This is a genomic window from Mycoplasmopsis felis ATCC 23391 (genome assembly GCF_000701865.1).
Classification (GTDB): domain Bacteria; phylum Bacillota_I; class Bacilli_A; order Mycoplasmatales; family Metamycoplasmataceae; genus Mycoplasmopsis; species Mycoplasmopsis felis.
Genome location: NZ_JNKA01000006.1, coordinates 1 through 13,483, shown reverse-complemented (window position 1 = coordinate 13,483; position 13,483 = coordinate 1). Strand labels below are relative to the sequence as shown.

At 26.0% G+C, this 13,483-nt stretch carries 18 protein-coding genes; 5 read left to right on the top strand and 13 right to left on the bottom strand.

Annotated elements, in window-relative coordinates:
• Positions 1-113: 113 nt before the first annotated feature.
• Genes mnmE through rsmA form a run of 3 tightly spaced genes read left to right on the top strand, consistent with a single transcriptional unit; the run spans position 114 to position 3,062 of the window.
• The gene (gene mnmE, locus T405_RS01020; protein ID WP_036430213.1) at positions 114-1,469 is read left to right on the top strand and encodes a tRNA uridine-5-carboxymethylaminomethyl(34) synthesis GTPase MnmE; all 1,356 of its coding nucleotides are present in this window, start codon (positions 114-116) and stop codon (positions 1,467-1,469) included.
• A gap of 1 nt (position 1,470) precedes the next feature.
• Positions 1,471-2,277 carry a TatD family hydrolase gene (locus T405_RS01015; protein ID WP_036430211.1) on the top strand — a complete coding sequence of 269 codons (807 nt, stop codon included), beginning with the start codon at positions 1,471-1,473 and terminating at the stop codon, positions 2,275-2,277.
• A complete protein-coding gene (gene rsmA, locus T405_RS01010; RefSeq protein WP_414811838.1) occupies positions 2,274-3,062 on the top strand; it encodes a 16S rRNA (adenine(1518)-N(6)/adenine(1519)-N(6))-dimethyltransferase RsmA in 789 nt (262 codons plus the stop codon). Before T405_RS01015 ends, rsmA begins: the two co-directional genes overlap by 4 nt.
• Positions 3,063-3,076: 14 nt before the next feature.
• Here the strand turns inward: rsmA and T405_RS01005 are convergent, their stop codons facing one another.
• The 8 genes from T405_RS01005 to T405_RS00970 form a co-directional block, all read right to left on the bottom strand.
• The gene (locus T405_RS01005; protein ID WP_036430207.1) at positions 3,077-3,592 is read right to left on the bottom strand and encodes a PTS glucose transporter subunit IIA; all 516 of its coding nucleotides are present in this window, start codon (positions 3,590-3,592) and stop codon (positions 3,077-3,079) included.
• 11 nt (positions 3,593-3,603) lie between these two features.
• Complete coding sequence (locus T405_RS01000; RefSeq protein WP_051619520.1) at positions 3,604-3,951, bottom strand: Smr/MutS family protein; 348 nt, start codon at positions 3,949-3,951, stop codon at positions 3,604-3,606.
• Positions 3,951-4,487, bottom strand: a complete 537-nt coding sequence (locus T405_RS00995; RefSeq protein ID WP_036430205.1) for a cysteine hydrolase family protein — start codon at positions 4,485-4,487, stop codon at positions 3,951-3,953. Before T405_RS00995 ends, T405_RS01000 begins: the two co-directional genes overlap by 1 nt.
• Positions 4,480-5,337, bottom strand: coding sequence for a bifunctional DNA-formamidopyrimidine glycosylase/DNA-(apurinic or apyrimidinic site) lyase (mutM, locus tag T405_RS00990; RefSeq protein ID WP_036430203.1), 858 nt, complete (start codon positions 5,335-5,337; stop codon positions 4,480-4,482). Before mutM ends, T405_RS00995 begins: the two co-directional genes overlap by 8 nt.
• Before the next feature lie 610 nt (positions 5,338-5,947).
• On the bottom strand, positions 5,948-6,337 hold the full coding sequence (locus T405_RS03695) for a DNA methyltransferase family protein (RefSeq protein WP_051619519.1): 390 nt from the start codon (positions 6,335-6,337) through the stop codon (positions 5,948-5,950).
• Positions 6,327-6,527 (bottom strand): hypothetical protein, encoded by a 201-nt coding sequence (locus T405_RS00980; protein WP_036430201.1) that lies wholly within the window; start codon positions 6,525-6,527, stop codon positions 6,327-6,329. Before T405_RS00980 ends, T405_RS03695 begins: the two co-directional genes overlap by 11 nt.
• 67 nt (positions 6,528-6,594) lie before the next feature.
• The gene (locus T405_RS00975; RefSeq protein WP_051619518.1) at positions 6,595-6,813 is read right to left on the bottom strand and encodes a hypothetical protein; all 219 of its coding nucleotides are present in this window, start codon (positions 6,811-6,813) and stop codon (positions 6,595-6,597) included.
• Between the two features lie 51 nt (positions 6,814-6,864).
• Positions 6,865-7,107, bottom strand: a complete 243-nt coding sequence (locus T405_RS00970) for a hypothetical protein (RefSeq protein WP_036430199.1) — start codon at positions 7,105-7,107, stop codon at positions 6,865-6,867.
• A 136-nt stretch (positions 7,108-7,243) separates the two neighbouring features.
• On the opposite strand from T405_RS00970, the gene T405_RS00965 reads away from it, so the two are divergent.
• Positions 7,244-7,708 (top strand): L-threonylcarbamoyladenylate synthase, encoded by a 465-nt coding sequence (locus T405_RS00965; RefSeq protein ID WP_036430273.1) that lies wholly within the window; start codon positions 7,244-7,246, stop codon positions 7,706-7,708.
• Here the strand turns inward: T405_RS00965 and T405_RS03690 are convergent, their stop codons facing one another.
• From T405_RS03690 to tuf, 5 genes are all read right to left on the bottom strand, one after another.
• Complete coding sequence (locus tag T405_RS03690; protein ID WP_414811839.1) at positions 7,709-7,993, bottom strand: UpaP162 family type II restriction enzyme; 285 nt, start codon at positions 7,991-7,993, stop codon at positions 7,709-7,711. It lies immediately after the preceding gene.
• 381 nt (positions 7,994-8,374) lie between these two features.
• Positions 8,375-9,001, bottom strand: a complete 627-nt coding sequence (locus T405_RS04030; protein ID WP_258408955.1) for a DNA cytosine methyltransferase — start codon at positions 8,999-9,001, stop codon at positions 8,375-8,377.
• Entirely contained in the window at positions 8,935-9,093 is a 159-nt protein-coding gene (locus T405_RS04125) for a hypothetical protein (protein ID WP_258408954.1), read from the bottom strand. Before T405_RS04125 ends, T405_RS04030 begins: the two co-directional genes overlap by 67 nt.
• Entirely contained in the window at positions 9,062-9,343 is a 282-nt protein-coding gene (locus T405_RS04020; RefSeq protein ID WP_258408953.1) for a DNA cytosine methyltransferase, read from the bottom strand. The genes T405_RS04125 and T405_RS04020 overlap by 32 nt, the downstream gene beginning before the upstream one ends.
• 96 nt (positions 9,344-9,439) lie before the next feature.
• Positions 9,440-10,627, bottom strand: a complete 1,188-nt coding sequence (gene tuf / locus T405_RS00950) for an elongation factor Tu (protein ID WP_036430197.1) — start codon at positions 10,625-10,627, stop codon at positions 9,440-9,442.
• Between the two features lie 373 nt (positions 10,628-11,000).
• Between tuf and T405_RS00945 the strand changes: the two genes are divergently transcribed.
• Positions 11,001-13,391 (top strand): phosphoketolase family protein, encoded by a 2,391-nt coding sequence (locus tag T405_RS00945; protein WP_036430195.1) that lies wholly within the window; start codon positions 11,001-11,003, stop codon positions 13,389-13,391.
• The last annotated feature ends 92 nt before the right edge of the window (positions 13,392-13,483 follow it).

Here is a 13,483-nt window from a genome sequence, read left to right as displayed (position 1 = left end):
AAAGAACTAATAAAGGACTAATAATAAACTATATATATGAAATTTTCATATATTGAATTATTAATGACTACATAATTTAATCTTTTATATAATTTTAATATAATATAAAAATAATGTTTGACACAATAGCAGCAATAAGTAGTGGTTCTAGAATGAACCAACCAATTTCAATAGTTAGGCTTTCTGGGCCAGAAGCTCTGAATATAATAAAAAAAATATACAAGGGTAAAATAGGTAGTGATCATGAGATCACTTATGGTCATATATATGATCAAGATTCATTGGTTGATGAAGTTTTAATAATGTGATTTTTAGGTAAAAAAAGCAATGAGACAATTATTTATAATAATTATGTCGGAGAACCACTTATTGAAATTAACTGTCATGGTGGAATAATAACAACAAATTATATTTTAGAATTATTGTTAAGTAATGGAGCAAGACTAGCAGAAAAAGGTGAATTTACTAGAAGAGCATATTTAAATGGAAAAATGGATTTAGTAAAAGCTCAGGCCATTCATGATTTAATTTTTTCTAAAACTATTTTACAAGCAAAAGGTAATGTTAATAAGTTTAAAGGAAAAACATCAAACTTAATAGATACATTTTTAAATAAGATTGCTATGTTAATAGGTATTTGTGAAGTTAATATAGATTATCCTGAATATGATGATGTACAAAAAATGAATAATACTTCTATGATAAATAGTATTGATAATTTAATAAATGAATTAGAAAATATAGTTAAAGTTTCTCAAGATTCAAGATACTTATTTGAAGGGGTAAATGTTGCTATTTTAGGTAAACCAAATGTTGGTAAAAGTAGCATATTAAATGCTTTATTAAGTGAAGATAAAGCCATAGTAACAGATATAGCAGGAACAACAAGGGATTTAGTTGAAGCATCATATCAAATTAATGGAATTTTATTTAAATTAGTAGACACAGCAGGTTTAAGAAAAACTGATGAAAAAATAGAACAGATAGGAATTGAAAAATCAATTGAACAAATTGAGAAATCAGATTTAGTTTTACATATTATTGACCCAACTCAAAGGGAAGACGAATTTGATGAATTAATTTATAAACAATCACAGTTAAATGAAAAAATTTATATAAAAGTACAGAATAAATCAGATTTAATTGATAATATCAATTGCAATAATTGTATAACTATATCAGCTTTAAAAAATGATATTAAAAATTTAGAAGAAGCACTTATTGAGAAGTTTCAAAATATAGATATCTTAGATGAAAGAATTTTTTCTAACACTCAACAATTATCTCACATCAAATCTGCATTAGTTTCATTACAAGAAGCAAAAAAATCTTTATCAGAAAGCCAAACTTTTGATGTTGTAATTATTGATTTGTATAATTCCTGAGATTCTTTACAAAATATAAAAGGAAATGTAAATAGAGAAGATTTATTAGACATTATGTTTAGTAATTTTTGTTTAGGTAAATAGTATGTCAAAAAAGAAAAATAAATTTGTAGATGCACATTGTCATATCAATCTAACTTATTATAAGAATCCTGAAGTTATCAAGGAAATAGTTAGTGCAAGTTCAACTAATAGAGTAGAGTTTTTTATAAACAACGGAGGACATCCTAAAGAAAATATTGAAGTTATTGAATTAGCAAAGAAATACTCAGTTTTTAAAGCATGTATTGGTACCCATCCAGAAGCAGGAAAGAACGCAAATGATTATCAAGAGGTAGAAAAATTACTTTTAGAAAATAGAGAATATATTTCTGGTATTGGAGAAATTGGATTAGATTATTATTATGAAGATGGACTTGACAAAAATAGACAAATTGATAGTTTTAAAAATCAAATAAAATTAGCTGATAAATATAATTTACCTGCTGTGATACATATTCGTGACAAAGTTGATTCGTTTCAAGCTTACCAAGATGTATATTCTATATTAAAAGAATATCCAAACTTAAAATGTATGTTACATACATTTGCAGGAAACACAGAATGAGCACAAAAGTTTTTAGAATTTAAAAATCTTTATTTTTCATTTAGTGGTGTAATTACATTTGGTTCAAGTCAAAATACAAGAGACGTAATCAAATTAATACCTCTAGAAAGAATTTTAACAGAAACTGATTCTCCTTATTTAAGACCACATCCTTATATAGATGAAATAAATGAGCCCAACACAGTTGTCTATGTTTCTTATTATCTAGCAGGATTAAAAAATGTTGGAATGGATAAATTTGTTGACAGAGTCAATAAAAATTTAAGGATTTTATTTAATTTATAATGAAAAAAGATATTTATGCTAAAAAAAAATATGGACAAAATTTTTTAGTAGATAGCAATATCATTAAAAAAATTTTAAATTTAATTCCAGATAGATATGAATCTATTTTAGAGATAGGACCAGGTAGGGGTGCTCTAACTAAAGAATTATTAAAAAAAACAGATAAACTAATTGCTTATGAGATTGATTCTGATATGGTAGAAATATTAAACAAAGAAATTAAAGAACAAAATTTTAATTTGATAAATAAAGATTTTTTAGATTCAGATTTAAGTAATTTACCAAAAAGTATTGTTGTAGCTAACATACCGTATTACATTACCACTGATATTCTTTTTAAAATATTTGAAAATAAAGATAAGTTTAGTAAAGCAATATTAATGGTACAAAAAGAAGTGGGTCAAAGAATATGTGCTAAACCTAATACCTATGACTATTCAAAGTTATCAGTAACATCTCAATATATAAGTAGTCCCAAAATAGAATTCATAGTTCCATCTAACTGTTTTTTACCTGCCCCAAAAGTAGATTCAGCTATTATTTCTTTAGATTTTAAGGATGAAATTTCTCTAAATGAATTTAATGAAATTAAAGAGTTTTTTAAATTATGTTTTTCTAATAGAAGAAAAAAATTAACTTTTTCTTTATTAAGCAAATATAATAAGGAAAAAATATTAAATTCATATAAATTACTTAATAAAAACGAAAATGTAAGAATTCAAGAATTATCAGTGTCTGAAATAGTTCAACTATTTAATTTATTGAATACGCAAATTAAAACCTAAACTATTAAAAAAGTTTAGGTTTTAATTTCTACTATATTACTTATTTGAGTATTTTCTGCAATTAAATCATTTGTCATTCAATTTTGTGTGAGATCCATTTTCATATTATTATTTTCCAGAAGAACCAAAAATAATATATCAGAGGTGAGTTTATCATCTTTAACTTTATCTAGTTCCAAAGACAATAGTTTGGTTCCTTTTTTTATATCTTGGTTTTCATTTACAAAAAGTTTATTTATATGTTTTTCTGTAATATTTCCAAATTGTATATATAAAGACAAGTTATTTTTAGTTTCAAGGACAAAAGCGTTTTTGTTGGGGAAAATTAAATTTATTTTTCCATCAAAAGGAGAAATAAAGTCAAAAATACCACTTGTTTGATTTAATCTGATACCAAAACCACTACCTAGTTCATTATCGTGAAATTTATTATCAAAATAATCATTAATATCAATAAAAAAACCCTTAAAAGGTATAGTGATTGAATTAGTTTTATCTTTTTTAGAAAATAAGTTTTTTAAAAAAATCATATAAATCCTTCTTAAAAGTCAATATCATCTAAAAATAATTCAAATTCATCATTAATATCATTTTGATCTACACTTGAATTATTAATCTGCATTGGATAGTATGATCCATATGAATTGTTTATAGTATATAAAAAATACTTGCCACCATTGTTTTCAATTGTATATTGTATCTTTTGATTATTAACTGAATTATAATGATTAATAAAACGTTCTACTGTGTTTTTTATAACCCCAGATCCTAAACCAGTTATAACAGAAACTTCATTTATTTTTTTGTCTTCTAAATCAATAACTATTTTTTGTAGCAAAATAGTTGCTTCTTCAGATGTTAGTCCATGTAAGTCTATTGTTTTAGACATTATTTAATTATAATCCCTGCTTGACTCATTATTTCTAAACTGTACTTATGCATTAAATCACCATTATGATTAGGACTATCAAAAGTTTGAACTGCATTTTCTATAACTGAAACTATTTTATTAGAATTTATTTTATTTAATCAAGTTTTTAAAGATAAAGAAAGTTGTAACACACAAATATCAGTGCAACAACCAACCAGTTCAAATTCATCATAATAATCTCAAATTTTTGGATTTATTTCATAGAAAGCATTGGTTGTGTTTTTATAGATAATTTTTGAATTTTCTGATTTAGAATAAGGTTTAAGTTCACTAATAATTTCAGCTTCCTTTGTATTTTTTAAGCAATGAATAGGATATTGTTCCATTTCTATATCATCTTCAGAGTGTGCATCACACACAAATAAAATTTGTTGTGATTTATCTAATACCTTAATTATATTAGGTATGATAGATTTTATTCTATTACTGCTGAGCGGACCTTCTTTAGCAAAACCATTTAGCATATCTACAACAATTGTTAATTTTTTAGACATTATATTCCTTTCGTGGTTGACAAGTCGGACAATAACTTGTCCCCCTTCCGTTTTCTTTAAAATCTAGTTTAACTTTAACTATTTTATCTTTTAAACAAGTTTTACATTCTTTTTTATCTCTTGAATATACTAATAAATCATTTTGGAACTTTCCGCTTATACCGTTGACTGAACTGTAAGTATGAACACTAGACCCACCTCGTAAAATACTTTTTTCCATAATTTCTGATGCGTTTTTAAGTATGTTAGTTAGTTCTTCTAAAGATATTTGATTTGCAGGTGTCATAGGATAAATACCTGTTTTATGCAAAGTTTCATCTGCATAAATGTTTCCAACCCCTAAAATTAATGATTGATCTAAAAGTATTTTTTTAATACTTATATTCCTTGATTTTAATTTTTTATACAGTTCTATTGGATCTACTTTATCTGGTAATTGAGCAAGATTTTTAATTTCATATAGAGTTCTCTTATCATAATTGTTAACAATTTCAAAAGAACCAAACATTCTTGAGTCATTATAAACCAAAACGCAATTATTTAATCAAAAATAAATGCAGTCATGCTTATAAGAATGTAAATTTGGATCATTCATTTCTCTAATGAAATATTTTCCGGACATTCTTAAATGAGAAATTAATCTAGTTCCATCATCTAAATTAAATACAAGGAATTTACCAAAGTTTTCTACATTCAAAATTATTTTATTTTCAAGATATTTAATAAAATCATATTGTTCTATATTCTTAATTAATTTACTTATTTTTATTTCAACTTTTTGTATTTTTTGATTTTGTATATATTTATTTAATGATTTCTGTACAACTGTGACTTCTGGATATTCTGGCATATCTTAATTATAGTAAAAATAAAAATAAACAAATATAAAGAGATAAAAATTTAGGAAATTTTCACAATTTATGACTCCTTATAATTTGTTTATGTTTTTGATAATTAAAATTCAATTATTTTTTCTATGTGTAATTTATAAAGTTCACTAATTAAATTTGTATTAGAAAAAACTTTAATGGTAGTATTTTTTTCTGCTAATTTTGTAAAATTAATTTTATTAATTAAATTTAATAAATATTCATTATCTGCTTTTATGAAAAGATATTGTCTGTTCTTAATTAATTTTTTGGGATCTGTTATTTTTACTGAATAATCATAAAAACCCTGTCTAACTATAGCAAAATTTCAATTATAAATATCTTTATTAAAATATTTTTATGTTGCTTTTGTGTTGTTGTGAATAAAAAGTTCTAGACCATTTATTTTGTTAGTTTTATTATTTTTTAATCTTTTATCTGAATACCATGTTTTAAACTTTTATTGGTCCATATTTAAAAACACAATTTACTGAATATTCTCTATCATTTACAATAAAAGAATTTTTTGGTCAATTCTCTGTCTAAATTAATTTAGAATTAGGGTTAATTTTACTTTGTACTGAATATCTATTAAAAGTATTTGGTAAAATCATACATACAATATCTGAAAAAAATTAGTGACTTATTTAAAAAATCAATAGCTAAGTTAGTTTTTTTCCCAAAAGAAGGATTAGTGATTACTAAGTTATTCTTTTTGTTAATTATGAAGTCATCTATGTTTAAGTCTAAGAAATTTGCTTTTTTAATCATTGAATTATTTTTTGGTTCAATATCATATGAAAAAATATTACTATTAATATCTATGCCTAATTTATATAATGAATCTATAAAGTTTCCTGTTCCTGCAGCAGGTTCAAAAATTTTATATCGCTTTAGGTCAAACATATTATTTAATTTTTTAATCAAATAATCTGATACCTTGGGATTAGTATAAAACTGGTCTAATTTGTTATTCTTCATATTCTAATAATCCTTCTAGTAAAGAAAAAACATTTTCCTTTCAATTCATAATTTGTGAAAATTCAAAAATATTTAATTTTTCTTGGTTATTAAAAATGAAATCATCTTTATACAAAAAGTCTGTTCTAATTTTAGGAAATAAAACGAAAGGATTATAAGAATTTTCATCCTTTTTTATTCTTTCTAACAAATTTTTTGTTTTTTTATTTTGATTAAACTCATAAAATAATTATTTAATAAAATTCTTGTTTCATGTCCTAAAAAGTCATCCCTAAAAAAATTATAGGTTTTTGTTTTTTGTAATTAGCATATAAGTAAATAGCATTTGATTTAGGAATATTACTATTTCATTTAGGTAGTTCAGAATTCTTGTTTCTTTTAGAAAATTTAACTTCTAAGGGAATTACATAATTATTTGTTAAAATCAAAAAGTATGGAAAATTTTGTGATCCAAATGGTTGATATATATATATCATTTTTAAAGTACCCTTTAAAAGTGTTCAAAATAACTTCTAAATTATTTTTATTTATAATACTCGAGATCTTAATTCAGTAAATTTTTTTGTGTTTGTATCATTATCTATAGTTAAGAAATTTTTAATAAAAGAAACTTCATCTTTATTATTAAATGAATAAGAAATACAATCATTATTTCTTAATTTTCTTTTAATTAATTCTTCAAATTCTTCTCCTGTATTTCCATTTTGATCAGAATTTGTTAAATCTTGTAAAAAATAAATAAACTTTTCTATCCCTTTATCTTTTTTCATATTTTCCTTTTGTACCTCTGTGCATATTATAATATGCAAATTATAAATATAGAAAAAAAAGAATAAAAATAAACAATTAATAAAGGAATGACAAATTCCTTTATTAATATAATATATACTTTTGTATAATATTTCTATGAATTCAAAATATAGTGAATTATTTATTTGTTCTACTGATACAGTAACAGGTATTGGAGGACCAGTGGGCCCAAGGACCTTAGAACTTATTTATGAATTAAAAAATAGACCATTAGACAAAAAGATTATTATTTTAGTTGGGTCAATGGAGCAAGTTCAAAAATTTTCTGAATGAAATGAAGAAGCAAATTCATTAGCATTAAAACTATGACCTGGACCTCATACCATAATAGTTAACAATCAAGGTTTTAGAATGCCTAATTCAAGATTATTATTAGAATTTCTTATTAAAAACGGACCAATGTATGTTTCGAGTGCAAATAAGTCTGGTTACCCACCAATTAATTTAGATCAAGCACACCATATTTTTCCAGAAATTTTAAATGTATATGATTTTGGCAAAGGTTCTAATAAACCAAGCATTATACATAATTTAGATACAGGAGAAATAATTAATAGATAATTAATTTAATTGCTTTAATTCTTTAAAAGTTTTAATATATGAAATTTCCGAATCTTTATTTTTATTTTTGTTATAAAAACTTGGAGAAATAATCAATCTACCTGAATTAGCATTATAATTAGAACTTGAATTTCTGTGGTCTTGCAAATGTCCATTTGCAAAGTTTATTTCCTCTAAGTAAAAAGATTTTAATTCATTAATTACAATTTTTCTATTTTCTAAATCCTTATTAAATGAATAGTTGATTTTTAAAACCATAAAATGGACTTGTTTGTCTTTGTTTATTCAATATTAATAGTCTGAAATAAGTTGAGAAATAGCAGCGATTGCATTGTTGTTTTTCTTTTCTAATTTTATATTTATTAAAAATACATCACTATCATTTTCATACAAACAATCATAACTGTATTTGTTACTTTCAATTAACCTTTGAATTTTAATTTCTTTGTTTATTGTGTAGTCATTTAGTTTTTTTAGTTAAGTATTCTTCTATACAATAACCAATAACAGTTGACGATTCTATAATACTTTGTTTAACTAAAAGATTAAAATCATTAAGTTTTAATTCTAGTTCTCAATTTGATTTATCAAAAATACCTTGAACATAAGTTAATAGTTTCTCTTGAAATAATAAGGAATTTACTCATAATTATTACTCTTATTCATCTAGAAAAAGATTTCCTTTATCATTTTAGCAATTACTTCTGATAATTTAGGTGGAACAGCATTACCGATTTGTTTTAAAATATTACTCTTAGTACCTAAAAATATAAATTCATCAGGGAAACTTTGTAATCTAGCTAATTCCCTTGGTGTTAAAACCCTATGTAGTTCTGGGTGTATATGAACACCGCCATGATTTTCTTTTACAGTAGGTGATGGTTTATGATAATCAATTCTTCTAAAAGCATCAGAATAATTTTTCATTGGACTTTTACCTACTAGAGTGTTTTTAATTTTTTCGATAAAATCATTTTTATGTTTCTTAAAAATATGATTAAAATCAATATTTTCAGGTGCATCTTTTAAATCAAAAATTGCTTCATATACATTCATTACCTTTTCATTATAATTATCTAACATTTTGATTGTCTTATCTACTTTATCTTTATTTTTCTTTTTAGTACCAATAAAAATTACTCTTTCTCTTTTTTGAGGTATACCAAATTTTGAACAATCTAATAATATAAATTTACAATAATATCCACTTTTATTTAGTAGTTCTATTATTTTATCAGTAACTTTAATTCCATCATATTCTTTATAAGATAAAATTCCTTTAACGTTTTCCAGTCAAAAACTTCAGGTTTGATATTTTTAATAATATCTACTGTGTGCAAGTACAATTTATTTCTATCATCTTCTTGTGATCTTTTTCCTGTCATCGAAAAACCTTGACAAGGAAAACCGCCAATTAATTAAATCAATTTTATTAGTCCAGTCATTATATAAATTATCTTTTGTTTCTTGATTAGTTATATCTAACGGAATAATATTAGTTTTAAAATTATAATTATAAGTTTCAGTTGCAGTTTTACAAAATTCAATAGTTTCAACTATGTCGAAACCCTCTTTTCAAAAACCATAAGTTAAACCACCTGCACCAGCAAATAAATCTATGATTTTTCTTTTCATAAATTCCTTCATAACATTAATAATGTTATTTAATTATAAACTAGAAATATCAAAAAAACTGACATAAGTCAGCTTTTTCCATATGTTTGAATACTATTATTTAACAATTTTTGTTACTGAACCAGCACCAACTGTACGTCCACCTTCACGGATAGAGAATTTGGTTCCAACTTCAACAGCAATAGGAGCAATTAATTTAACTTTTAAGTTAACATTTTCTCCAGGCATAACCATTTCACGTCCGGCTTCAAATTCAACTCCACCTGTAACGTCTGTTGTTCTAAAGTAGAATTGTGGTTTATAGTTTTTAAAGAATGGTGTGTGACGCCCACCTTCTTCTTTTTTAAGAACATAAATTGCAGCTTCGAATTCTGTGTGAGGGATAATTGAACCTGGTTTAGCTAAAACTTGTCCACGTTCAATATCTTCACGGTTTACTCCACGAAGTAATAATCCAGCGTTATCTCCCGCAAGAGCTTCTTTAAGGTTTTTACGGAACATTTCAATTCCTGTAACAACTGTTTTTTTAGTAGCATGTAATCCAACTATTTCAACTTCATCATTTAATCTTAATGTTCCACGTTCAACACGTCCTGTAGCAACAGTTCCACGTCCTGTAATTGTGAAAACGTCTTCAACAGCCATTAAGAATGGTTTTTCAAAGTCTTTTTCTGGAGTTTCAATGTATGTATCAACTGCATCCATTAATTCCATAACTTTTTCTTCTCATTGAGGAACACCATCAAGAGCTAATTTAGCAGATCCACGAATAATTGGAGCATTATCTCCATCAAATCCGTATTCTGAAAGAAGTGAACGAACTTCTAATTCAACAAGTTCAATCATCTCTTCTTCACCTTCTAACATATCACATTTGTTTAAGAAAACAACGATACGAGGAACACCAACTTGTCTAGATAAAAGAATGTGTTCACGTGTTTGAGGCATTGGTCCATCTGTTGCAGCAACAACTAAGATAGCACCATCCATTTGAGCTGCCCCTGTAATCATGTTTTTAACGTAGTCAGCGTGACCAGGACAGTCAACGTGAGCATAGTGACGTTTTTCAGTTTGATATTCAATGTGTGATGTATTAATTGTAATACCACGTGCTCTTTCTTCTGGAGCATTATCAATAGAAGCATAATCACGAGCTTCAGATAAACCTTTTTTAGCTAAAACTGTAGCTATAGCAGCTGTTAATGTAGTTTTACCATGGTCAACGTGTCCGATTGTACCAACATTAACGTGTTCTTTTGAACGGTCAAAATCTAATTTTGCCATATTATGTAAATCCTTTCAATTTTAAGATTATATATATTATATTTTATAAAAAATGTTTTAGCGCTAAAACCAACCTATGCCTAGTCTTTCACCTAGGTCCTGTCCATTAGTATAGCTTCTATATTTTAACAAAAAACAATGATTATTAAAATATAAATTATTCTATTACAATAAACCAAAACAATATAATAATACAAAATTTAAAATATGGAAATTTTCACTATTTTGAAACCAAAAAAAAATAATTTTTACAAGATTTATAACTAATAAAATTATTTTTTATTATAATATAAAAACATATTCAGTTATTACAGATAATGAAAAATAATTAGTTATGTAACTTATTAAAAGTTTAAAATTAAGGAGTATGTCAATGAAAAAAACACAATTTTACGACAAAAAATACCTAGACAAAGTACATGCGTGATGAAGAGCAGCTAATTATTTATCAGTTGCACAAATGTACTTACACAAAAATCCACTTTTACATGAGGAATTAAAAGCAGAACATGTTAAAAAGTACCCAATTGGTCACTGAGGGACAATACCAGGACAAAACTTAATTTATGCACATTTAAATCGTGTTATTAATAAATACGATGTAGAAATGTTCTATATTTCTGGTCCAGGTCATGGTGGACAATTAATGATATCTAATTCATACTTAGATGGAAGTTATACAGAGTTATTCCCTGAAATAACAAAAGATGTTGAAGGAATAACAAAAATGTGTAAAAGATTCTCGTTCCCAGGTGGAACTGCATCTCACGCTGCACCTGAAACACCAGGTTCAATACATGAGGGAGGAGAATTAGGATATGCACTTTCACATGCAACAGGAGCTATTTTAGATAACCCACAAATTATAGCAGCTACAGTAATAGGTGATGGAGAAGCAGAAACAGGTCCTTTAGCAGGTGGTTGATTTGCTTCGTCATTCATTAACCCTGTAAACGATGGTGCAGTTTTACCTATTGTTCACGTTAATGGTGGTAAAATTTCTAATCCTACAATTTTTGCTCGTAAATCAAATGATGAATTAACAAAAATGTTAGCAGGGTTTGGTTGAGAAGCAATAATTGTTGAAGCTGATGTTAATGACCAAATTGGTATTCACAAACAAATGGCAGAAAAATTCGATTTAGCTGTAGAAAAAATTAAAGCAATTCAAACTGAAGCTCGTAAAAAATCAGCAGAAGAAGCTAAAAAACCAATTTGACCTGCTTTAATAGTAAGAACACCAAAAGGATGAACATGTCCAAACAAAATTAATGGACTTACATATGAAGGAAGTTTTAGATCACACCAAGTACCGCTTCCAGTAACTCAAGAAAATCCTAATACACTAGCAGAATTAAAAGAATGATTATTATCATATAGACCTGATGAACTATTTAATAAAGATGGTTCATTTAAAGAAGAATTTGCAGAAATTGCTCCAAAAGGAAATAAAAGAATGGGTATGCATCCGATTACAAATGGTGGTGTAAATCCAAAAACTTTAAATTTTGGTAAATGAGAAGATTTTGCAATTAAGTTTGATAAACCAGGTGAAATCAAAGGTCAGGATATGGCAACAGCAGGTTCATGATTTGCTGATATGATTAAAAGAAATCCTACAAACTTCCGTGCATTTGGACCAGATGAAACTAAATCTAACAGAATGTTTGATATTTTTAAAGTAACAAACAGACAATGAATGGAAAGAATTGAACCAGACTTAGATGAATTTTTAAGTCCTGCTGGTAGATTAATTGATTCACAATTATCTGAACACCAAGCTCAAGGATTTTTAGAAGGTTATGTTTTAACTGGACGTCATGGATTCTTTGCTTCATATGAATCGTTTTTAAGAGTAGTAGATTCTATGTTGACTCAACATATGAAATGAGTAGTTAAAGCTCGTAAAGTTCACTGAAGAAATGATTACCCATCATTAAATGTTATTGCAACATCAACAGCTTTCCAACAAGATCACAATGGTTATACACATCAAGACCCAGGTATATTAGGACATCTAGCAGACAAAAGATCAGAATTAATTCGTGAATACTTACCTGCAGATTCAAATACATTACTAGCAGTTTTAGATAAATCATTTAGAGAAAGAGATGTTATTAATTTAATAGTTGCTTCTAAACAACCAAGAGAACAATGATTTAATGTTCAAGAAGCAAAAGAATTAGTTGAAAAAGGATATAAAGTAATTGATTGAGCTTCTACAGTATCAAATAATCAAGAACCTGATTTAGTAGTAGTATCTTCAGGAACTGAACCTACACTAGAAGCATTAGCAACTGTACAAATTTTAAACAAACAATTCCCTGATTTAAAAATCAGATTTGTTAATGTAGTAGATTTATTAAAATTAAGACATCCAAGTGTTGATCCTCGTGGATTATCTGATGAAGAATTTGATTCAGTGTTTACAAAAAACAAACCAATCTTATTTGCTTTCCATGGATTTGAAGGTTTATTAAGAGATATATTCTTTTTACGTCATAACCGTAATTTGTTTACCCATGGATATAGGGAAAATGGTGATATAACAACTTCTTTTGATATTCGTTTAATGTCAGAAATGGATAGATTCCATATGTCTCAAACAGCAGCAAAAGCAGTATATGGAAATGAAAAGTCAAAAGAATTTGTAAAATTAATGCAAGATAAAGTCGATTATCACAATAAATATATTAAAGAAGTAGGGATAGACATAGATGAAGTTAGATTCTGAAAATGAGAAGGAATTAATAAAGTTAAGTAATTTAACATTTATCTGCAATTAATTTAATTTAAAAAAAATGTGGAAATATTATAAAATATAACACAACAAAGGCAATTTTTTATATAAAATGC